The sequence below is a fragment of the Pantoea sp. ICBG 828 genome (assembly GCF_002928355.1).
Lineage (GTDB): Bacteria > Pseudomonadota > Gammaproteobacteria > Enterobacterales > Enterobacteriaceae > Pantoea > Pantoea dispersa.
In genome coordinates this window covers 1-20,941 of the sequence record NZ_POWN01000009.1, presented here as the reverse complement: position 1 = coordinate 20,941, position 20,941 = coordinate 1, and the positions used below count along the sequence as shown (strand labels likewise).

General features: G+C 47.4%; 18 protein-coding genes and 1 pseudogene. 3 read left to right on the top strand and 16 right to left on the bottom strand.

The genetic code is table 11. The features are described 5' to 3' along the window. Positions 1 to 85: 85 nt before the first annotated feature. The gene (locus C1Y43_RS19595) at positions 86 to 1,060 is read right to left on the bottom strand and encodes an SDR family NAD(P)-dependent oxidoreductase (protein ID WP_104189332.1); all 975 of its coding nucleotides are present in this window, start codon (positions 1,058 to 1,060) and stop codon (positions 86 to 88) included. Positions 1,061 to 1,138: 78 nt separating this feature from the next. Then, positions 1,139 to 2,332, bottom strand: a complete 1,194-nt coding sequence (locus C1Y43_RS19590; RefSeq protein WP_199189160.1) for an MFS transporter — start codon at positions 2,330 to 2,332, stop codon at positions 1,139 to 1,141. Between the two features lie 194 nt (positions 2,333 to 2,526). On the opposite strand from C1Y43_RS19590, the gene C1Y43_RS24330 reads away from it, so the two are divergent. Beyond that, positions 2,527 to 3,183 carry a TetR/AcrR family transcriptional regulator gene (locus C1Y43_RS24330; RefSeq protein WP_104189328.1) on the top strand — a complete coding sequence of 219 codons (657 nt, stop codon included), beginning with the start codon at positions 2,527 to 2,529 and terminating at the stop codon, positions 3,181 to 3,183. 50 nt (positions 3,184 to 3,233) lie between these two features. On the opposite strand, the gene C1Y43_RS19580 is transcribed toward C1Y43_RS24330, so the two are convergent. The 5 genes from C1Y43_RS19580 to C1Y43_RS19560 all read right to left on the bottom strand — a co-directional run bounded on the left by C1Y43_RS19580 (position 3,234) and on the right by C1Y43_RS19560 (position 9,906). Beyond that, the gene (locus C1Y43_RS19580) at positions 3,234 to 4,190 is read right to left on the bottom strand and encodes a LysR family transcriptional regulator (RefSeq protein WP_104189326.1); all 957 of its coding nucleotides are present in this window, start codon (positions 4,188 to 4,190) and stop codon (positions 3,234 to 3,236) included. Between the two features lie 714 nt (positions 4,191 to 4,904). Continuing rightward, a complete protein-coding gene (locus C1Y43_RS19575) occupies positions 4,905 to 6,122 on the bottom strand; it encodes an MFS transporter (protein ID WP_233209854.1) in 1,218 nt (405 codons plus the stop codon). A gap of 78 nt (positions 6,123 to 6,200) precedes the next feature. Further along, positions 6,201 to 7,184 (bottom strand): aldo/keto reductase, encoded by a 984-nt coding sequence (locus C1Y43_RS19570; protein ID WP_104189324.1) that lies wholly within the window; start codon positions 7,182 to 7,184, stop codon positions 6,201 to 6,203. 63 nt (positions 7,185 to 7,247) lie between these two features. Then, positions 7,248 to 8,213 (bottom strand): SDR family NAD(P)-dependent oxidoreductase, encoded by a 966-nt coding sequence (locus C1Y43_RS19565; RefSeq protein WP_104189322.1) that lies wholly within the window; start codon positions 8,211 to 8,213, stop codon positions 7,248 to 7,250. 100 nt (positions 8,214 to 8,313) lie between these two features. Continuing rightward, complete coding sequence (locus C1Y43_RS19560) at positions 8,314 to 9,906, bottom strand: carboxylesterase/lipase family protein (RefSeq protein ID WP_104189320.1); 1,593 nt, start codon at positions 9,904 to 9,906, stop codon at positions 8,314 to 8,316. Positions 9,907 to 10,130: 224 nt separating this feature from the next. Between C1Y43_RS19560 and C1Y43_RS19555 the strand changes: the two genes are divergently transcribed. Next, positions 10,131 to 11,024, top strand: a complete 894-nt coding sequence (locus C1Y43_RS19555) for a LysR family transcriptional regulator (protein WP_104189318.1) — start codon at positions 10,131 to 10,133, stop codon at positions 11,022 to 11,024. 49 nt (positions 11,025 to 11,073) lie between these two features. Here C1Y43_RS19555 and C1Y43_RS19550 read toward each other — a convergent pair whose 3' ends face one another. From C1Y43_RS19550 to C1Y43_RS19540, 3 genes are all read right to left on the bottom strand, one after another. After that, positions 11,074 to 11,550 carry a cupin domain-containing protein gene (locus C1Y43_RS19550; RefSeq protein ID WP_104189316.1) on the bottom strand — a complete coding sequence of 159 codons (477 nt, stop codon included), beginning with the start codon at positions 11,548 to 11,550 and terminating at the stop codon, positions 11,074 to 11,076. Between the two features lie 43 nt (positions 11,551 to 11,593). Further along, positions 11,594 to 12,370 (bottom strand): carboxymuconolactone decarboxylase family protein, encoded by a 777-nt coding sequence (locus C1Y43_RS19545; protein ID WP_104189314.1) that lies wholly within the window; start codon positions 12,368 to 12,370, stop codon positions 11,594 to 11,596. A gap of 180 nt (positions 12,371 to 12,550) precedes the next feature. Next, positions 12,551 to 13,573: an alpha/beta hydrolase gene (locus C1Y43_RS19540; RefSeq protein WP_146068677.1), complete on the bottom strand. Its 1,023-nt coding sequence runs from the start codon at positions 13,571 to 13,573 to the stop codon at positions 12,551 to 12,553. 560 nt (positions 13,574 to 14,133) lie between these two features. On the opposite strand from C1Y43_RS19540, the gene C1Y43_RS19535 reads away from it, so the two are divergent. Further along, complete coding sequence (locus C1Y43_RS19535) at positions 14,134 to 15,651, top strand: recombinase family protein (RefSeq protein WP_104189312.1); 1,518 nt, start codon at positions 14,134 to 14,136, stop codon at positions 15,649 to 15,651. A 171-nt stretch (positions 15,652 to 15,822) separates the two neighbouring features. Here the strand turns inward: C1Y43_RS19535 and C1Y43_RS19530 are convergent, their stop codons facing one another. From C1Y43_RS19530 to C1Y43_RS19520, 6 genes and pseudogenes are all read right to left on the bottom strand, one after another. After that, a complete protein-coding gene (locus C1Y43_RS19530) occupies positions 15,823 to 16,845 on the bottom strand; it encodes a tyrosine-type recombinase/integrase (RefSeq protein WP_104189310.1) in 1,023 nt (340 codons plus the stop codon). 280 nt (positions 16,846 to 17,125) lie between these two features. Then, entirely contained in the window at positions 17,126 to 18,217 is a 1,092-nt protein-coding gene (locus tag C1Y43_RS23715) for a hypothetical protein (RefSeq protein ID WP_146068676.1), read from the bottom strand. A 12-nt stretch (positions 18,218 to 18,229) separates the two neighbouring features. After that, complete coding sequence (locus C1Y43_RS23710) at positions 18,230 to 18,808, bottom strand: hypothetical protein (protein ID WP_146068675.1); 579 nt, start codon at positions 18,806 to 18,808, stop codon at positions 18,230 to 18,232. Next, complete coding sequence (locus tag C1Y43_RS19525; protein WP_104189308.1) at positions 18,805 to 19,518, bottom strand: hypothetical protein; 714 nt, start codon at positions 19,516 to 19,518, stop codon at positions 18,805 to 18,807. Before C1Y43_RS19525 ends, C1Y43_RS23710 begins: the two co-directional genes overlap by 4 nt. A 502-nt stretch (positions 19,519 to 20,020) precedes the next feature. Further along, positions 20,021 to 20,200, bottom strand: coding sequence for a hypothetical protein (locus tag C1Y43_RS23705; protein WP_146068674.1), 180 nt, complete (start codon positions 20,198 to 20,200; stop codon positions 20,021 to 20,023). Positions 20,201 to 20,277: 77 nt separating this feature from the next. After that, a pseudogene (locus C1Y43_RS19520) lies at positions 20,278 to 20,814 on the bottom strand (Rpn family recombination-promoting nuclease/putative transposase); the annotation flags it as partial. Between the last annotated feature and the right edge of the window lie 127 nt (positions 20,815 to 20,941).

Below are 20,941 nucleotides of genomic sequence, written 5' to 3'. Positions count from 1 at the left end.
GCGAGCCTCTGCGCGGTAGTGTCGGGGAAACTAATGAGGTAGATGAATGTAAGGTATTGGTCAGCTGGCGAAAGGCTGTCCTGATTTACTCTGTGTCGAGCTTCTCATTTACCAAGCGGTCCGCTTTATTCCAGAGCATGCTCGCATGTTCCGCATTCAGGGCATAGGAACGAACGCCGTTGGTTACGCCGTCACTGTCATTTATGTCGGCAACATGGCAGTTCTCGCAGTATTTACCGGCAATATCGCAATCACTGGCCACAACTGCCGCCCATACGGTCGTGGCGGCACCTTGTTGCAGAGTCTTCCACTGGAATGGCGGTAATCCTCTTTTCGCGTTCGCTTCATTAATCTGCGCGATGAAAGCCTCATTTGCATCCTTACTGTAATGGCGTTGTAGCTCAGTCTGAATTGCACCCGGATGAACAGATGCCGCATGGATACCCTGACTGCCGTACCGACGTTCCAGCTCAACGGCAAGCAGAGCGACAGCCGTTTTTGAGCGGCCATAGGCAAGCCATGGATCATATGGCGTGGTCTCAAAATTCAGATCGTCAGTATCCACATCGGAGAGTGCATGGGCAGCCGATGAGAGCAGGATGACACGGCTTCCAGCATTCAGGAGCGGGACTAGTCGCTTGATAAACGCAAAATGGCCAATGAAATTGGTTCCTATCTGGGTTTCAAAGCCATCAGCTGTTTTTCCTTCCGGTGTAGCCATGACCCCAGCATTGGCGATCAAGACATCAAAATTGTCCTGCGCGGCGAGCAGACGGTCTGCGGCAGCAAATACACTGTTTAGACAGGAGAGATCCATCTCAATCAGATCCAGTCTCCCGCGTGAATTTCGCGCAACTGAGCGAATTTTAGTAACTGCAGCTTCTGCTTTTTGCAGATTACGTGCAGTACCCGTCACGCATGCGCCTCGTGAAACCAGAGCGCGAGCGGTTTCTACACCCAGTCCGGCTGAGACACCAGTAATCAGAACACGTTTTCCGGACAGATCAATATTATTCAGAACGTCATCAGCAGTGGACGTTGCGGTGAAGTGATTTATCATATAGAACCTCTTAGTCAGAACATCGTATTAATGCAATAATTAAGCGCATCCATTGCATGTTAATGCCGTGAAACATCCTCAGCTGCTGACAAGATTTCCACGTAAAAAAAACCAGATCAGGAAAGTTGCCACGAGTGTGGCGATACCTGCACAGGCAACGGCATACCAGTTACCGACATTCCAGAGCACACCCGTCATGGCTGAGCCCACAGCCCCGCCGATAAAATTAACGGTAATAAATGCTGTATTAATCCGGCTTCTGTTAGGTGGATCCAGTGCCAGCAATCTGGACTGATTCACCACGTTCAGTGTCTGGATAGCCATATCAAAGAAAATAACCGCAATAATAATCATCCAGATAGTGTGGACAGCGAACAGCGTCAGCGAAAGTGAGGCAATGGCCAGGATGAGCGCATAACCCGTTGCCGCGACAGAACGGCCTTTATCATGTAGCGCTCCTGCACGTCGGGCTGCAAGCGCGCCAGCCAGTCCGGCGATCCCGACCAGACCGATTTCATCTGTCGTGTAAGAGAATGGCGCACTGCTCAGTAGAAATGTTAATCCCGTCCAGAATGCGCTGAAGACGGCGAAGACACCAAATCCCAGCAGCAGGGTGGTCCGGATGGTTCGGTGGCACGCAGCGATCCTGAAAACGGAGACGAGCAGAGGCGCATAAGCTATCCGTTCTTTGTTTTTTTCTGCAGGTAGTTTGGCTAAAAGCACTAACGACAACACGATCGAACAGCTGGCGGCGAAGAAATAGATTGAGCGCCAGCCCAGATATTCACTGAAAAATCCACTCAGGGTTCGGGATATCAGGATCCCGACAAGCATACCGGACACAATTGTTCCGATAACCTTCCCTCGCTGAGCGGCGGGGGATATCTCACTGATAAATGGTGTTAAAATACCTCCGCCCACTGTCGTCAAACCAAGAAGTCCCATAAAAATAGTCAGAATGCTGAACCGGAATGACAGGGCACAGCCCAGCAAGGCAAGTGCGGAAATGAAAAGGATACATGGGATAAGATATTTTCGGTTTAACGTATCACCGAGCGGGACAATCAAAAAAATGCCCAGTGCATAACCCAGCTGTGTAATGGTAATGAGAATGCTGGCGTTCCCGACAGGGATGTTCATATCACCGGCGATAACATGTAGCAATGGCTGAGCCCAGTAGAGGTTGCCAACAGCAAGCCCACCAGTGGCAGCGTACAGCAACACCATCGCGGTCGTCAGATGTATTTCATGGCGTGAATTTGTTTCAGACACGTTTTTTCCTTCAGATTATTCGACGGAAATAAAATAGCCAGCCGGATCGTTGTAAATTCGCCTGATTTATTCACTTCTGATATCAGTAAATATATTCCCGATAAAGTAATTTTCATAGGCATTGCATTGAATTTATTATGGACACAATGGAATAACTGTTTTGATTCATTAATGGAGTAGCATTACCTTTAGAGATGTATACTTATTACAAATGCCTCCCTGCCAAACCTTCATTTAACACCATGCATATTTCTAACATACACTCAGATGACATTTCCCCGCGTAACAGAATTTTGCTGAATGCTGAAACACTAATAGTACGTCGGGGCTATCATGCAACCGGTGTCAACGAAATTCTGTCAGTCTCAGGCGTATCTAAGGGCAGTTTTTACTATTATTTTCCTTCAAAGGAGGCCCTGCTGAGCGAAGTGCTGATATCTTATTTCGAAAATCACATCAGATGTCTTAATCAGTCACTAACATGCAGTATTAGAGCGGACGAGCGTATTCTTCGATATTTCCATCACTGGCAGGTGAGCCAACAAAATGCGGTTCATTATCAGACCAGCCTCATGGTCATGCTGTCAGCAGAGGTCGCGGGTCTGTCTGAAGCAATAGCGGAAATTTATCATCAGAATATACAGTCAATCGTCGCGCGACTTGCGGTTGTGATCAATCAGGGTAAGCGGGAGGGGTCTATTGTAAGCATGCTTGAGTCTATGCAGTTAGCCCGAAGTCTGCTTAACATGTGGCTGGGTGCGGCACTGATGGTAAAAATAAATAAACGTACAACCGAATTCGATTCAACGCTGAAGATCACCCACTCGCTGATATATTCCCGTTTTTACTAAATCCTTATCTGACGTATTCCCGACAGAATTGGCAGAGTTTCTCTTTCAGGTTAATCGAAGAACGTTTCAGCTGGAGGCGTAAATAATGAGTTCCACGGCGTGGGTTCAGGAAAAATTTCCTTTAGAAACTCCAGAAAGGCACGTACATTTGGATTGCCGCGCCGGCTTTCCGGCCAGTAAGCCGTAATATCATTTCTGGCCACCCACATGCCCTGCAGGACCGGAACCAGCTCGCCGCGAGACACATATGGGTATGCGAGATAGGAGGGGAGCAGACCGATGCCACCTCCATTACATATGATCGCCAGGGTTGTGTCAGTACCAGTAACTGTCAGCCGTGATGAGGGTATGTACTCAATAATCTCTTCTTCAGCCTGGAACAACCATTTTACAAGCTGCCCTGAACTCTGAAACCGTGTGCAGACAAGGTCGTGCAAGTGCAGCTCTTCTGTGCTGGCTGGCATTCCCCTCTGCTTCAGATATTTCGGAGCAGCAAACGTACAGACAATATTTGTTGCAAGTTTTCGGGCAATAAGCCGGGAATCCACCACAGGCCCGATACGAAGAGCAATATCGATACTGTCTTCCATTAAGTCAGTAAAAGTATCACTAAGCCGGAAATCAATGGCAATTTTAGGGTACCTCTCCATAAAAATCGGTAGGTGGGGCGCCAGTAACTGACTGCCAACAGAAAAAGGCGCAGTGATTTTCAGTGAGCCGGAAGGTTCAGTACGTGCAGCAAGCACCATCTGCTCTACCTCCTCTGCTTCCTGTAAAAGACGTAGGGTTCGCTTAAAAAGCTCACTGCCTTCTGACGTCAGGGTGATTGAACGCGTTGTTCGGTTAAATAATTTGACCCCCAGTCGTTCTTCAAGCCGCATGATACTTTTGCTAACGGCAGAAGGTGAAATGGCAAGGGCGCGGGCAGCGGCAGTATAGCTGCCAAGCGATGCGGCTCTAGAGAAAGCGATTAGACCAGTAAGTCTGTCCAGAGAAATATGGTTCATTCTGTGTCCTGCTGAAGTCTGTTAACCGTAAGCAAATGATTTTATTATACATCAACCCAAAATTATCTCGAATTGCATTCTGAATTTCTATTTGATGCAAGCAAAGCAAGCGATAACCATAAACAACAACTTATTTCATCAGATTAAAACATAGAGGGTTCCTTGCATGCTTGCACCTAAAACATCTAAGAATATAATATCAGTCGATGCATCAACTTTCCTTTGAAGACCTTATCATTGTGAAAAGCAATGGCCCTCAACCCATCTTTAAACCCATGTTAAATAAAACCACCACCTCCTCGGCACAAGTTTTATATCGGCAATGAATAGTCTTTTCTTAATTCATGAAACTCTAATCGTGAATTCGATTGATAAAGAGAATAACCCCCTCTTTTCTGAATATCTTTTTCAAAGTTAAATATATAAAGGTTTTTGCTGTCACGTCTGGCATAGAAATTTTTATAATACTATTCTTCAAGATCTCAAACCCTATAGTCCGGTTTAGAAACTTCGTCATCGAGATTTTCATTGCGAGCGCGTTTTCACTGACAGAGGCAGGGGAACAAACAATACCGGCTGCCGATATTTAGCTGCCGGTAGATGCGAAATGGTGCTGATTATGTGATTCATTAACACTCTGAATTACAGTTGACTTCATCTTAAAGCCCCCTGGAATTTAGTGCCGTCAGGAGACCTGACAGACAGTGCCTGGCTTTATCTTTTAAGCCCAATTTGTGATGTTACTATTGCCACGATCCCTCCCAGCAAAAGCACTGCTGCGCTGGCCAGAAACGTGCCCTGATAGCCAGCAGTATCATAAAGCATGCCTCCTGCCGTTGAACCCAGACCAATTGACAGCTGAACAATTGCTACCATCAATCCTCCTCCAGCCTCTGCGTTATGAGGAATCTGAGCCAGCCAGGTCCACCATCCTACCGGTGCTGCTGTCGCGACTAAGCCCCAGAGTGCAAGTAACGCTACGACCAGAATGGTTTTGTCACCAAACAGGGTTAGCATGACTGCGATACCAGCCATCAGGAAAGGGATAATCGCCAGCGTCCTGTACAGACCTGACGTCAGGAATCGCCCGATCAGGCTTGTTCCCAGGAGACCTGCAAGCCCTATCATCAGCAATATCAGCGATAGTGATGCATCATGAATCCGGGTAATGGTTTCAAGAAAAGGTCGAATATAGGTGAACAGGGCAAACTGCCCCATAAAGAAAGCACCACATCCGGCCATTCCCCATGCTATCTGTTTATTTTTTAAGACATTAAAAACATTTCCAGACTGATGATTTCCGGTCGGGCTTTTCATTGTGGGTAGTGAGATCCACTGCCAGACAAACGCGCCAGCAGCTATTGGAACCAGGCAAAAAAAGGCACCCCGCCATCCAATCGTGGATCCCAGCCATGCACCCAGCGGGGCGGCCACAACAGTAGCCAGCGCGCTGCCACTGTTAAAAATAGCCATGGCTCGGGATATCTGATGTGGCTTAACCATCCGCATTGCTGTAGCCACTGACAGAGACCAGAATCCTCCAACCGCAACCCCGATTAACGCTCTTCCCAGCATATATATGGCATAACTGGATGCCATAGCGATAGTTATGCCTGAAATGCCCATCAATACGGTTAAGCTCAGCAGAATAGATTTACGATCCCTGCGTCCAGCAAATGCAGGTATGCATAAGCTGGTCAGAACAGCCAGTGCACCGGATATAGCTATACCCTGCCCTATCATGCCTTCGCTGACAGCCAGGGCACCGGCCATAGGTGTCAGCAGACTGACGGGCATAAATTCTGATGCGACAAGCACAAAGGCGCAAAGTGTAATAGCAAACACACCACCCCAGTTCGCTTGTTGTATTTCATTTGAATGATGCCCAACGTCTGGCGGGCTCAGTTCTGTATTTTCTTTGTTTGTCATCATTATTCTTTTGCAGGTGAGCGACCCGCGATAAGACGAGCAGGCGGCGGGTCGGGTTAATATGAAATAAATTACGGTGAGTTATCGGCCAACCAGCTTCATAGCGGCTTCCCGGTAACGCTCACCTTTAACAGGCCAGGTTTGGAAAATGTCTTCGATCTGCTGCATATCAGCCGGGTTAAGTTGTATTTCAGCGGCCCCGTTGTTTTCCTGCAGGCGCTCTGCTCGGGTTGTTCCGGGAATAGGAACAATCCATGGCTTTTTAGCCAGCAACCATGCCAGAGCCAGCTGAGCTGGTGAGCATCCTTTTTCAGCAGCGAAATCAGAAAGTGCCTGTACGAGTTGCTGGTTAGCCGCAAAAGCGTCTCCCTGAAAACGTGGAAGCGTGCTGCGAATATCATTTTGAGCAAACTTGGTATCTGTTCCTACCTTGCCCGTAAGGAAGCCTTTTCCAAGCGGGCTGAACGGCACGAAGCCTGTACCCAGTTCTTCAAGCACCGGAAGAACTTCCCGCTCAGGGTCTCGGGTAAACATTGAGTATTCACTTTGCAGCGCAGCAACTGGCTGAATTGCATGAGCACGTCGGATAGTACTGGCACCGGCTTCTGACAGGCCGAAATGTTTAACCTTACCTTCTGCAATCAAATCTTTTACCGTCCCGGCCACATCCTCAATTGGAACCGAGGGGTCAACACGGTGTTGATAAAATAAATCAATGCAGTCGGTGCGTAAGCGCCTGAGCGACTGTTCGGCAACGAACCGGATGCGTTCCGGACGGCTGTCAAGTTCGCCGTGGCTGGCATCGCCGTTTTTCCAGCCAAATTTTGTCGCAATGACTACCTTGTTACGGAAAGGCTCAACGGCCTCTCCCAGCCACTCTTCATTATCCGCGCCATAGGCTTCAGCGGTATCAAAAAAAGTTATTCCCTGATCATAAGCTGAACGGATCAGCGAAATGGCTTTATCTTTACTCTGGCTCGGTCCGTATCCATAAGAAAGTCCCATACATCCGAGGCCTAATTCCGAAACGGTTAGCCCTTGACTGCCCAGCGTCCGGTATTTCATAAATCACTCCTCACATATGTCTGGCTGCCTGAGGGTACAGAGATACATTCCTGCATTAAACCGTCAGACTTTTTCGCGTAAAATTGCTTCGCTTTTTTCCCACAGCGCTTCAGCCCGCTCAGGTGAACACGCATAGGAACGTACGCCACCGTGAATGCCTTCACTGTCATCAATTTCGGCCACATGGCAGTCCTCGCAATAGCGGCCGCCTACTTCGTCTGCATCAGCAAATACCGCAGCCCAAACCGATGTCGCAGCTCCCTGAGGGATTGTTTTATAACGGAAGGGAGGCTGACCGGCAGCAGCGTTTGCCTTATTGATTGACTCAACCAGCGCGGCCTCTTCTTCCGCCGGATAATGACGCTGCAGTTCAGTCTGTATACCGCCCGGGTGTACAGCCACAGCACGAATTCCTTGTCCCCGATAACGACGGTCAAACTCAAGAGCAAGGAGTGCACAGGCCGTCTTTGAACGGCCGTAGGCCAGCCAGCGGTCGTAAGGTGTATGTTCGAAGTTGATGTCGTCCAGATCTACATCAGAAATATGATGAGCCGCTGAAGAGAGAACAACGACGCGGGAACCTTCATGCAACAGTGGCGTTATGCCTTTAAGCAGTGCAAAATGTCCCACATGATTTGTACCAAACTGAATTTCCAGTCCGTCAGCTGTGAAGGATAGCGGTGTCGCCATTACACCAGCATTAGCAATAACAATATCAAAAGGCTGTCCTTTCTCTACCAGTGCTTCCGTACACGCTTTGACATTTTTAAGGTCAGCAAGATCAAGCTGGACAATTTCAAAATGACCGTTTCCTGCTTGAGCCTTTTTCTGAAGTTCTTCTGTAGCCTTCTCAGCTTTTTTAAGATCGCGAGCTGTGCCAACAACCTCAGCATCGTGCGCAACCAGGGCTCTGGCAGTCTCGATACCCAGGCCAGCAGACACTCCAGTTACGAGAACGCGCTTACCCTTAAGTGAGATACCGCTGAGAACGTCTTCAGTTGTGGTCGTAAAACCAAAATTGTCTGGCATAACAGATTTCCTTTTTTTCTGTGTAAAGGATAGGGATTTACATTGTCGTTCTGAAGCCGCAGCGTATGCTGCGGCCACAGGGGAACAGCTGGAGGAAAAATCAGTAAAGACCCTGCTGGTCCCAGAACGCACAGTGATGGGTATCAGAGAAGCGTCCTGAAATCATCCTGGCCTCCGGTAATGCAAAGGTCATGTAGTTATCGGTCCGGGAGCTATAGCGAGGCCATGCCTTCTCACGCGAGGCCATTTTTGACATTGAGACAAAATAGCTGACCATACTGTCGGATAATTTTACCTGAAGAGGGTTCAGGCTAAGCTGCGTTCTGCTTGCGCCATGAAAACCAGGAAAAACATAAGCGAGTTCAAAAGTATGCGCCGCCAGGAGCGGAAATGTAGTCGGACCTACATAGGACGGTGCGGTGCGATCGCTAAATTCATAGGCGTAAACAGGAATTTTATCTGCCAGCGTACGGTTCATTGCTCGTGCCGGGCATGAGAACATACTGTCAGTAGCGGCTGCAGCGAAAGCCTCACTTGGGTTGTCATAGTTCGCCAGCGGGTATTCAGCCAGTACTTTTAATTTCAACGCTTCACCATACTGACGGCCAATCCAGACAGGATAATCACTTTCCTGCATGGTTTTTTCAGTTAACAGCTCTGGAAGTGCGACAAAGAAACGGCCTTCATCGCGGTTAGTGCCGTTAATTAGCGAGACATGGTTAATCTTGTCGCTTTTATAGGCATCTGCTGGATGGATCGGTAAAACTTTTCCGTCGATGATAAATTCATTCATCGCATAGGCAGGCTGAACATCGAGAATACGTTTTGCCGGCACCGCTCGCAGACAAGCTGCATCACTGGCATCACATCCTACCGCCTTGGCAAATTCAGTACCGGTTTCCCGTGCCACAGCAAGAGGACGAGGGGCACCAAAAGCTGGATGACGTGACATAATGCCCGATCCGCTCATCGCCACTACATGCTGAAACAAGCCTGCTGAGCCTGGTGCAGCAATATGAGCCATGACGCTGTTACCACCAGAGGACTCACCTGAAATTGTTACGTTGGCCGGGTCGCCGCCAAACGCGGAGATATTTTTCTGAACCCAGCGCAGAGCTGCCTGTTGGTCCATAAGTCCGTAGTTACCAGAATCATGCCCTTCCGCATCAAGCGCAGGGGTGGACAAAAAGCCAAACAAACCCAGCCTGTAATTGAGAGTTACTACAACAGCTTTTCCCTGTGTTACTAGTTTTGAAGGATCATAATCTCCCCCCTGCCCTACCTGAAGGCCCCCCCCATGGATCCAGACAAACACAGGCAGCTTTTTGCTGTTGTTTTGGATATCTGCCGGGCGATAAACGTTAAGGTAGAGACAATCTTCACTTCCTCCCGCGCTCGCAAATTCACCCAGGTCAGCATTTTGAGCGCAGCTTGATGCCAGCGCATTTGCTTTCACTGGTGTATTCCAGGGTTTTACCGGCTGAGGCGGTTGCCAGCGCAGGGGGCCGACGGGAGGTGCTGCATAAGGCAGTCCCTGCCATGAGTTTATGCCCTTGTGAACCACTCCTGTAACGGGTCCGGTAGTGGTCTGAACAGTCAAATCATCGGCAGCCATGGCCGGCATTGCTATCAGCAGGCAGGCAGAGGCAGCGAACGCGGACAGCATGTTTTGTAGCTTTAACTTGCGTTTCATTTTAGTCCTCGGGAAAGGCGGAGCATACGAGACATAATGATAGGGCGGTTTTGATAATTAAATTAGTATCTGAATACTGGATGTAATCATGTAAAATTTGCATAAATAAAGGCAGGGATTTTTTTCCTGAACACAACAATCGGACCAGGCGTCAGTGTCAGCTGTAAAAAGCTGTTCCTGAAGATCGGGATTTAACTCAGAATAACAGACCAGAGAGGTGTTTTATGGTTCGTGACAATATCAATGACCTGCTGGCTTTTCTTGCCGTTGCCCGGGAACGCAGCTTTACCCGGGCGGCAGCAAAAATCGGTATTTCGCAATCAGCTTTAAGCCATACCATCAGAAATCTCGAGAAAAGGCTGGGAGTGCGTCTACTAACACGTACTACACGAGCGGTCTCGCCTACAGAAGCGGGAGAAAAATTGTTACAGGGTATCGGACCCCATTTTGATGGAATTGAAGTACAACTGGAGGCGCTTAATGAACTGAAAGATAAGCCTTCAGGTACTATCCGTATAAATGCACCGGATTATGCTATTAGCTGTGTGATCTGGCCAAAAATACATGAGTTCCTCCAGGCTTACCCCGATATTAAAATCGAGCTTATGCTTGATAACGGTCTGTCTGACATTGTCACGGAACGTTATGACGCAGGCGTTCGTATGGGTGAGCAGCTCGCAAGAGATATGATATCGGTCCGTATCAGTCCCGATTTTCGCTTTGCTGTAGTAGGTTCAGAGACTTATTTCAGTAAAAATCCTATCCCTGTTAACCCTCAGGAACTCATTTCACATACCTGTATAAACTATCGTTTTCCTACTTCGGGTGCCCTTTATACCTGGGAGTTTGAAGAAAATGGTGAAGAATTTAAGATCCGAGTGGATGGCCAGATTACTTTTAACCACATTTTTCATGTGCTAGATGCTGCGATCGCAGGGCATGGGCTCGCCTATGTTCCTGAAGAAATCGCATTACCACACATTGAGAACGGCAAACTCATCAGAGTGCTGGAAAAATGGTCTCCATTCTGGGACGGTTTTTATCTTTACTATCCCAACCGGCATCATGCATCTCCCGCTTTTACGGCACTCACTGAAGCGCTTCGCTACAGAAAATAGAAAATAGGCGTACAATAAAGCTGGCCGAAGCTGGCCGGCCAGCCAGAGTTTAGTTTTCGCTGTACTGCTGATCTGTTACGGGCTCAAGCCAGTCAGCGCCTTTGCCGTCCTGCAAATAAGTGACAGCTATGTGGCTCATGCCGGTGGTATCAGTGGCACCGTGCCAGTGTTTTACGCCTGCCGGGATCCAGACTACATCCCCGGTATTGATAACACTTCTGGATTGGCCCTCTTTCTGAATCCAGCCTTTACCGGCAGTCACGATGAGCATTTGCCCTGCCGGATGGGTATGCCATGCTGTCCGGGCACCTGGTGCGAATGTTACCTGACCAGATGACGCCGGAGTTTTTAAGGATGAGGGCGTGAGCAGATCGATGACTACATGCCCGGTGAAATTATCAGGGGTGCCTTTTGCTGAAGCTACTGAGCCTGCCGGAGTAACCACGATATCCTGCCCCTCAGCGGCATTAACGCTGCCAGATATAACCATTGATGCCAATGTAGTGACCATTAATAAATTCCTCATGTTGAATATTCCTTGTATCAGAAATGCATGCAAAAGATTTTCCTCAACTGTTGCGGCTTTTCAGTACATCCTGAACAACCGGAACTGCGGAAAATGCGTTAGGCCAGCCTGCGTAAAACGCAACCTGAGCTATTAATTCACCGACCTGTTCGCGGGTCAGGCCGTTATCCATGGCTTTATTGAGGTGAAAACCGATTTGGTTAACCTGACCATTGGCGATGAGGCCAGAAACTGTGACCATGCTTCTGTCTCGAGGGCTGAGATCGGGACGTAGCCAGAGGCTTCTGAAAAGGACATCCGTAGTATATTTCACTAATGCGGGCGAGACGGAGCCAGCACTTTTCTCGGCTACTTCAACCCGCTTTGCCTCTGCTGCCTCATCAAGAGGTAAAAGTAAGGGTGCAGCAGAGGGAAGCTGCTCAGCGCCAATACCCCGGGCGGCAAAAACGTTTTTTGTCACGGTTGCAGCGTTTTTGGCATTGGCAAGACCTGAATAGAATGCAAGATGCGTTATGATTTCTGAGATTTCACCGGGTTTAACACCGTTATCAATAGCTCTGTTCAGCTCTGTCGAAAGCTCAGATGTCTGATTACGGGCTATCAGCACTGCAACGGTCACGACGCTACGATCTCGCGCTGAAAGCTGTGGGCGTTTCCACAGGTCACCCTCAATAGCGTCTTGAATATAACTTTGCAGGGCCGGTGAGACGGTCGAAACAGATGATGAGTCTGCAGGCATAGGATGTTCTCCGTGCGTTGTCTGTGCAAAACCGGGAGCTGACAGGACGAGTCCCAGAAAAGCAGCTGGTATTGATTTCATGATGTTTCTTGCTCCAGAAGGTATGTATAAAGGTGCTCAAAAAACCAATTTTCCTAATATGAAAATAAATGCATATCGTCGATAATAAATAAGCTTTGTGTCCTTCAAGCCAGACAGTTCTTGGGGACGGGTCAGGAAAAACCTGATGTCGCCCGAACTTTCAGCTGCTCTGGCTAATTATCACTGTGAGCGAAGATTATCTTTGAAAAAACGTTCAATCTTACTAAATGGTATTTTTTCTGTTTTATCATATAAATCTACATGATCGGCATCAGCGATAATAACCAGCTCTTTAGATGTTGTAGCCTTTTCATATACATCTTGGGAATAATAAAGAGAATGTGCATTTGCTCCAGCAATGAGCATTAATGGACGTGGCGAAAGCAGCTCAAGATTATACATCAAAGGGAAGCTAAAAAAGGAAGCGGGTGTAGTAGCGGTAAAAGCCGTGACTGAGTTAACTGAACGTGAGTGAAATCCACGCAGAGTACAGTAATAGTCATAAAAACTTGCGATTACCGGATCGGCATCTTTTGGAAGCGTTGCAGGAAAAAGACGATCTCTTTTGATTATGTTACCGTTATCGTCAAAAGGAATTTCATGATAGCCCCGGGACGGCATATGGTTTTCCGTATCTTCCCAGCGTTGCTGGCTGACATAATCAATGATTTTGTGTCGTTGCTCCTGGGTGTAACTGTCTTGGTAGCTCAGGCTAATGCTGCGAGACATGTCATACATGGAGGCAGTTGCAACTGCCCTGATTCTGGAATCGCTGGCTGCAGCAGTTATTGCCATGCCGCTCAGGCCGCAGATTGCCATGACACCAATCCGGTTACGATCAACCAGCGGCTGAAGACCAAGATAGTCTACTGCGGCGCTGAAATCTTCTGTATAGATATCAGGTGATGCGGTATCACGTGTATTTCCACCACTTTCGCCTGTAAAGGATGGATCGAAAGCAAGAGTAATGAAGCCCCTTTCAGCCAGAGTCTGAGCATAAAGTCCAGAGGATTGCTCTTTGACAGCCCCAAACGGACCACTGAATATAATAGCGGGCAAAGCGCGTTTAAGTTTTTCTTTTGGCTGGTATAAATCTGCGGCTAGAAGAATCCCATAGCGGTTATAAAATGTGACCTTAGAATGTACTACCTGATTACTCTTTGGGAACGTCTTATCCCATTCATGTGTTAAAGTGTTTCGCATTCAGCCTCCATATGAGTTGCACAAAAATTGAATCATAATTTTTGAGGGGAAATTGATAACCCACTCCCATCACACAGTATATTTAATCGAACCCTCATAAAGTTATAGTGCTAGCGCTTGAATATTTCTTAGGGTTTCAAACCCTCACATCTAGATGCTGGCATTTATAATCCTTTAGTCAACTAAATTAGGGCTTTATACAAATTGCCAACATATTTTCACTATAGCCTTACCCTTCAAAATTAACTATGATAGTAAATAAATTGAACTAATGAAGAAAAATCATGAGTTAATAACTTAACTATCTCGAATTGAAAAAATAAAATGATTTAACTGATTCCTATTTTATTTTTTATGCCTGTACATCAAAGCGTAAGGCATCCAGATGTCAGCAAATGAAATCATTTACGTGAGAAATAAAAGTCAGCGATAAAATCTGAGCCGAACGACAGTTTTGCCGGAACTGTACCGTTAATCTTACCGGTGGAAAGATGCTGTAGTCAGACTGCACGACACGCGTACGCTGCACGTCTTGAACTGACTTTTCAGGTGGTGTTTCCATGAAAAAGGCGATTGCATACCTTCGTTTTTCCTCGCTGCAGCAGGCGAAAGGTGACTCAGCCAGGCGCCAGAAAAAACTTATCGGTGAATGGCTCAGCCACAATCCCGACTATTACCTTGATCCTGTTACCTACGAGGACATGGGGCTGAGCGCATGGCGTGGCCAACACGCCGTCCGGGGTGCCTTCGCCGTTTTTATGGCAGCGGTTGAGCGGGGGCTCGTCGAGAGCGGTACAGTACTGCTGATTGAAAGCCTCGACAGGCTGTCGCGCGAGAAAATCGGCGACGCCACCGGCCGTCTGCGGGCGGTGCTGGAAGCCGGCATTGACGTCGTCACGCTCAGCGATAATTTACTTTACACCCGCGGTTCACTGGACGACCCTTTTGCCATTATCAGGGCGATTCTGATTGCCCAGCGGGCGAATGAGGAAAGCGAAATGAAGTCCAGGCGCATGCGCGCCGCCTGGGCGGAAAAGCGAAAGACTGCTGCAGCGGGAACGATCATGACAGCAAAGTGCCCCTACTGGCTGAAGGTTAACGCTGCCCGCGACGGCTTTGACGTGCTGGAAGAGCGCGCAGAGGTAATCCGCTCAGTTTTCCGCATGCGTCTTGAAGGCATGTCTTTTGTCAGGATCAGCTGCGCGCTGAACGCGCAGGGAAAGGAGAATCTGAAGGGGAAGGTATCACAGTGGAACTCTTCATCCATTGAACGACTGGTCAGAAAAAAGGCGGTAATAGGGTATCTCGTGCCGTCACATCAGTGCACCGCGACAGAGGCGGAGGAAATACCCGGTTACTACCCGCCAATCATTAGCGAAGAGGATTTCGCGCGCGCGCAGCTGATGTACCGGGAACCGGAAAGCCGCAGGGATGGTAATTTTAACCCTTACCTCATCAATATTTTCCGCGGGCTGATGCGGTGCGGCCTCTGCGGTCATGCGGTGATCCTGACCGGAATCTCGGTAAAGGGCTATGGCTACTACGTTTGCTCAATGCGCCGGCAGAACCGCTGTGAAGCCGTCACGATACGCCGGGACCTGACCGATCGTTATCTGATAAGTGGTCTGGTGCAGGGGGCATCCGCCACGAGCGGGCGCGTTTCAGCTGAAGATACGCTGCGGCCGCTGACGGCGCGGCATCTGCAGCTGACCGGAAGTCTGCACAACGTCATCAGGGCGATTGAAATCACGCCGGACGTGACTGAACTCTGTGAGCGGGCAAAGAGCCTTTCCGGAGAGATAAAAAGACTGGAGGGAGAGATGGCTGGCGTCCGACAGATGCGTAACTGCGCAACGGCAGCGGATCTGAACCTGCTGGATATCAGCGATCGCCGGGCGTGCCAGCTGACGGCACGCAGCCTCATCCGGGAGATCAGGATGCATACCGGGGCAAAAACGTGCGACGTATTTCTTAACAACGGCATGAGGATATACAACTTTCCGCTGGCCAGACAGGTTAGCTGGTCATCCATTCTTGATGCGATGGCTTACCTTGGAGAAGAAGAGGTTTATATGTAATAGCGGCGCGGGCGATGATAACCAGCCACATTTTTGCTGCGGTGAGTACGGTTTCACGCATAAGGAGTTAAACGCTCATCTGTCGCGGTTTTCCGTTTTACGGCTCCGCTTTGTGCCTTGCCCGCATCTTGAGACTCAGCACTAGTCACTTACGTCATCTGATGTCGCAAATCAGTCGAACTGCTTCATCAGATCGATCATTGCCCCCGCGTGCGCGTCAACGTGGCGGATATAGCGCATCACTGTTTCCGGCTTTTTCCAGGTTCCTTCCTGCATGATCTGTGCGGTACTGTATTTTTTCGTGGCCATATCAATGGCGGCGCCGACCCGCGCGCTGTGACCGGACCAGGCGCGGTAGCGGTTCTTGTTTGGCCGCACACTGCCGGCATCGCCGGCTTCCAGCCAGGCGCGGGCAAAGATATCCTCCAGCGCCCGGGCGGAAAGCGGCTTTTCAGTCGCAGCGACTGCCCGGTTCGAGCGATGAACCGGACCGAAGATGAAGGCGTCGGGTTCGCCGGCCAGCCCCGAAAGCGTCAGCCATTCCGTAAGGCGCTGCGAGGAGAGGTCGCCCAGTGCCTTGATAAGCCCCCCGGTCATCACAATGGTTTTGGTCCACGCCACGTCTAGGATAACCCGGCCGTCCGACGCGCGCGAGATGTCACGCACCCGCAGGCGGCCCAGCTCGCTGATACGCAGCAGGGTGGCGTAAGCCACGTGCAGAAACGCCAGGTCGCGCCGCTGCTGCAGACGATCGGAGACTGACCAGTGCGCGTCGAGCGAGAGCAGGTTATGCAGGCGGAAGGGAATGGCCTGACCGGTACGCTCGCCGGCTATAACAGCGGTGCGGTTGATCTTCTTCACCGCCCGGAATACCTGCGGCGATGCGTTAGGCGGTATCAGCCCGGCGTTACGGTGTAACATGGAAATGAGCGCGGCGTGCGTGCTGATGGTGGATGAGGCGCGTCCGGACGCCTGCAGCCACAGCAGGTAATCGCGCAGATCGGCCGGCGCCATCGGCAGCAGCGCCCGGCCGTGCTCTGCCGCCCAGCGGCCGGCAATGCGCATCACGCTGAGCAGCTGCTGCCATGTATTGTCCGAGAAGGCTTCCCGATCGCTGACGAATTCGCGCAGCCGGCCGGTGATGTCGCCGTCCTCCGGGCCGGTCAGGCCCGGCAGTAGTGCCGTATGTGTCATGTTTCCGCCGATTATCCGTCTGGCGTCGCTACGTGAATTCTGAGAAGAAAGCAGGGTCTTACCCCTGCAGAATTCACGCAGCGCTACCGCATTCTTGTTCGTTCTGGGCCCATGCAGGCCGGATCCCCATCATACCCGGATCCTCGGAAGGATCCCAGCTTCATATAAACCCTATTATATGAAGTTATTAAGTAAGAAAGAGGGGAATATAATGAGGTTTTGCTACTACTTAATCTTAAGAACAGCGAACTTAACTAATCAATTCGCTGTTCTCCAAAATTTAGCCTGCAGATACAGTTGGCGCTAATTCAGTATTATTAATTATTTCCAACGCATCACCATAAGGAGTTATCGTTGGAGTTTCTGATAAATAATCGTCCACCTTTAAATACCCAAAATTACTCCTTCTTGTATGGAATTGTGCACTTGAATTGCTTTTATCAATACTCTTGAGTATATCTTTCTTATTACTAACGGTTTTAAAATGAGCCGGGCGAGAAGTGCAAAATATCTTTTTTGCACGCTCACCGTACTTTTTCAGCATGTCTTCCCTAGGTAATCCAGATGAATTATAAGTAGTTAAAATACATTGCGGCGCTTGGTTTATGAGCTCAAGCCACGTTCTTTCATGATAGCCTGTTTCTGAACCATGATGAGGAAGTTTAAATAGATTTATTCTGTTAGGTTTCGGACTCAAAACACAGTCACAAACGGCTTCCCAACCTGCACCTTTTCTTACTTCAAGATCAGCACCTAAAAGTAATTCATGCTGAATATGCGGATTATAAACCCTGAGCACTACACTATAATTATTGGGATTGATTAATGGCGCGGAATTTGTGTTTCCGGGGACATTATTCCCAATTTTGCGCAGGTTATCAAAATTAACATTTGATTCAGCAATATCTTGATCGCAAGGAGATAATGATATGACTTCTAGGCCATCATGATTTTTATAAAGACATCTGTCAGCAAGAGCATATTTTAGCCGACCAGCTTTATGCAAAGCTCCAAAATGAGACATTATCTTGCTTATTTCTCTTGTGCCAGAAAATTTGTCATCTGGAGCTGATATAGCTGACAAGTATTGTTTAAACTCTTCTGTATTCAGAGCATTACTTAGCCATACTGTAGATGACTTACAGCACTCAATTATCTCGCTTAGCCCTTTAATATGGTCATTGTGAAAATGACTTATTACAATAACCTTAACGCACACACCAGGGTCAAAGCCATGTGTAATTAAATAATCGAGCGCGGCAGGTCTTTTATCTTCATTAGTGCATGAATCAACTATCATCCAGTCATCTTGTGAGAGACGCACCAGATTTGACTCACCATAGCCCTTACCAAACAGAACAGATTCATTCATATTCTATAAAATTTATCTAGTTGCAATTCGCCTTAAGCGAAATTCAGATACGTGTTTCTCTTGGCCAAATATGTTTTTTTCAACGCCAACATGCCAATAAAAAACTGCATTCTCATTGATACGTTTTCTATCAGATGGTGTAAACTCCGAGCTTAAAAATGAAATTTCATCAATAAACTCATCGTCACTTATATCATAAATTCTTGCATAGATTTCATATATACCGTTTTCTTTAGTTTTTGATATATTATCTATAACACCATATGAATCCAAGTGTTTGGTCAGACTTATGGTTTTAGAACTTAGAAACTTATTAGCTTTTGCTTTAGCTTCTTTTAGTTTGCCTTTTAAAGTCAACCCACCTTCTAAATATGTTTCATCTAAACCGATATCAATTACTGGTGCATCGATAGCCGATAGATTATCTGGTGTAACACTTTCACCGAATAAAGCACTTGCAATGTTCCCTTCACCATCCTTGTTTTTATTCGCAGATCTTACACTTTCTAAAATAGGATGCCAAAAACTAGAATCTTTTTCGACACTAATTTTATTCCCACTAAATATGCTATTAGCTGTATCTTGGCTCATGACAATATCCTAGTAAAAAGTGATTCCAATGTTTTGACGTCATTTTTTACTGCATTATCAAACGCTTTCTCTAAAATACTTACAAAAAGCTTAGTAAATTCTATTTGGTTTTTCTCTTTTGTCACTTTGTAATCATGATTAAAACCTGCCATCAACCCGTACTTAACATCTTCAAAATTCAATCGAGGAGTTAATGTCAGATTAATATTCTCGTCATAAATACAATTATCAGCAGAATTAACATCTGCTATTTCCATGACGAGCTTTCTTATTCCGAAATGATAAGTAGGATCATCCTTAAGTATTTTGGATTTATTCTCTTCCTTCCAAATATCTTTTGGAACTATGAAATCTCCAAGCTTGTCATAATTTTCTCTTGTATCAAAACTATAGTAATAGTTAGTATTTATACCAAATGCATAAGTTGGGGTCGTAACCAGAAGAGAAATTGTAGATGAAATTAAATCTAAAAAAGATGGTTCCAAACCAGCACGAGCTAATTTAAATATAACCCTATGTGGAGTGGCTTTTATTTCCAACCATCCAAAATCAACAGTTATACCCGACTCCTGAGTAGTTACTTTAGCTGCCTTTAAATCCTCTTCTCTGATTAACTCAAATTTTTCAAACCAAGTCGGCACAAAAAGATCGGGGCTAACTGGAGCCACCCAAACCACGTTAACCGATTGATTTTCAAGCTTAAAATTCATCTGGTATTCCACCGTGACGTGGCTTAATTCCTAACTCATTAGAGCAAAAGGAAAAATGCCAAAAATAATAATTCCTTCAACTTTTGAATCTAGCATTAAAACCTTTAAAAATCAACAGGAAATACACTTTGATATTGCATTAACTAATTGTGTTAATTATAGATTTTATCTTAACCAAAAAAAGTTTAGTTGGTGGCAATTGATAAAAACTAACATCCAACTCTTAATTTCTTTTTCTCTAAATTAGCACCTCTGCAATAAAGAAACTCATTAATCAATTCAATAAGTCAGTAATTGCTTCTATAAAATTATAATATCTCTTAGAATTACCCAGGATGAACTCTTAAATAACTTATATTTTAACATACATAAAATGACTTTAACTTCCAAATCAATCTTAAAGATATAGTGGGCCAAAAGATTATTAATAATATCTGCACTGCACAAATTCAACATAAATAGCATTAAGCGAACTTCACATATGATCGCTGAATGCAGACGTTTAGCCTGGATATGCTTGCTGACAGAGCAATGCCTTTATGCCCAGCGATTTAATCCGATGTCGGCTGTCGCTCAGTACCAGGTCCAGCACCATACTGCTGTTGCCGGATTCGTTATCGCCGATGATCACATTCCTGCCAGGCTGGAAAGAAAAAGACAGCGAGGGTAATTTCTTAGACATCTTTTCCAAAAACGAATCGGCAGCATCAGAAGGCGTATCTGGATACCTAAGAGATGGCTCGGAAATGGCATGACTGCTCAATGGTGAATCTGCGCCAACTCGTCCTCTGTCAGGCCGGTCATCTGCATGACTATATTCTGGTCAAGGCCATTTTGCAGCATGGTTCGCGCAATTTTCAGGGTTGCTTCGCGCTCGCCCTTTTCAATGCCTCGCTGCTCGCCAAGCTCAATCCCCTCCTGGCGTCCTTCCATGCGTCCTTTCTCAATGCCCTTCTGCTCGAGCTGCTGTGCGATGGTCATGAGTGCGTCTCCGTGTTGCGGCACACGCTGTGCCAGTTCGCGAACGAAGGCTTCAGAGTCGGCTGACTCTCCCGCCTGTAGTAAATAGTGTATCAGCACCGTCACCTGAGATGAAGAAAGATAGTCCGCCATCAGCAGCGTGGCCAGCCGGTCGGTCAGCGCGGCCATGTCGCGCTGGTGAATATGCTTCTGCAGCAGCGTGAGTGCCGCCATGCTGCGGTGATTCATGATGTCATCGTCCGGGATGACGGTGATGTCTGTCAGGGGAAAGGCGCCGCCGTAGAGTTTCTCTGCCACTGCCGGGTCATCAAACTCTGAATCGCCACGGCTTTAACAGACACCTCGGAGTCATTTAAGATGGCTTAAAGAGAGGTGCCCATGAGCGGTAAGCGTTATCCCGAAGAGTTTAAAATCGAAGCAGTCAAACAGGTTGTTGATCGCG

Excerpts from the sequence above, each read along its gene's own strand:
- C1Y43_RS24330 (WP_104189328.1), top strand. The coding sequence starts at position 2,527 with ATGTATACTTATTACAAATGCCTCCCTGCCAAACCTTCATTTAACACC.
- C1Y43_RS19530 (WP_104189310.1), bottom strand. The coding sequence starts at position 16,845 with ATGACACATACGGCACTACTGCCGGGCCTGACCGGCCCGGAGGACGGC.
- C1Y43_RS19540 (WP_146068677.1), bottom strand. The coding sequence starts at position 13,573 with ATGCGAAACACTTTAACACATGAATGGGATAAGACGTTCCCAAAGAGT.
- C1Y43_RS19570 (WP_104189324.1), bottom strand. The coding sequence starts at position 7,184 with ATGAAATACCGGACGCTGGGCAGTCAAGGGCTAACCGTTTCGGAATTA.
- C1Y43_RS19550 (WP_104189316.1), bottom strand. The coding sequence starts at position 11,550 with ATGAGGAATTTATTAATGGTCACTACATTGGCATCAATGGTTATATCT.
- C1Y43_RS19545 (WP_104189314.1), bottom strand. The coding sequence starts at position 12,370 with ATGAAATCAATACCAGCTGCTTTTCTGGGACTCGTCCTGTCAGCTCCC.
- C1Y43_RS23710 (WP_146068675.1), bottom strand. The coding sequence starts at position 18,808 with ATGAGCCAAGATACAGCTAATAGCATATTTAGTGGGAATAAAATTAGT.
- C1Y43_RS19560 (WP_104189320.1), bottom strand. The coding sequence starts at position 9,906 with ATGAAACGCAAGTTAAAGCTACAAAACATGCTGTCCGCGTTCGCTGCC.
- C1Y43_RS19595 (WP_104189332.1), bottom strand. The coding sequence starts at position 1,060 with ATGATAAATCACTTCACCGCAACGTCCACTGCTGATGACGTTCTGAAT.
- C1Y43_RS19580 (WP_104189326.1), bottom strand. The coding sequence starts at position 4,190 with ATGAACCATATTTCTCTGGACAGACTTACTGGTCTAATCGCTTTCTCT.
- C1Y43_RS23715 (WP_146068676.1), bottom strand. The coding sequence starts at position 18,217 with ATGAATGAATCTGTTCTGTTTGGTAAGGGCTATGGTGAGTCAAATCTG.
- C1Y43_RS23705 (WP_146068674.1), bottom strand. The coding sequence starts at position 20,200 with ATGTCTAAGAAATTACCCTCGCTGTCTTTTTCTTTCCAGCCTGGCAGG.
- C1Y43_RS19535 (WP_104189312.1), top strand. The coding sequence starts at position 14,134 with ATGAAAAAGGCGATTGCATACCTTCGTTTTTCCTCGCTGCAGCAGGCG.
- C1Y43_RS19555 (WP_104189318.1), top strand. The coding sequence starts at position 10,131 with ATGGTTCGTGACAATATCAATGACCTGCTGGCTTTTCTTGCCGTTGCC.
- C1Y43_RS19575 (WP_233209854.1), bottom strand. The coding sequence starts at position 6,122 with ATGATGACAAACAAAGAAAATACAGAACTGAGCCCGCCAGACGTTGGG.
- C1Y43_RS19565 (WP_104189322.1), bottom strand. The coding sequence starts at position 8,213 with ATGCCAGACAATTTTGGTTTTACGACCACAACTGAAGACGTTCTCAGC.
- C1Y43_RS19525 (WP_104189308.1), bottom strand. The coding sequence starts at position 19,518 with ATGAATTTTAAGCTTGAAAATCAATCGGTTAACGTGGTTTGGGTGGCT.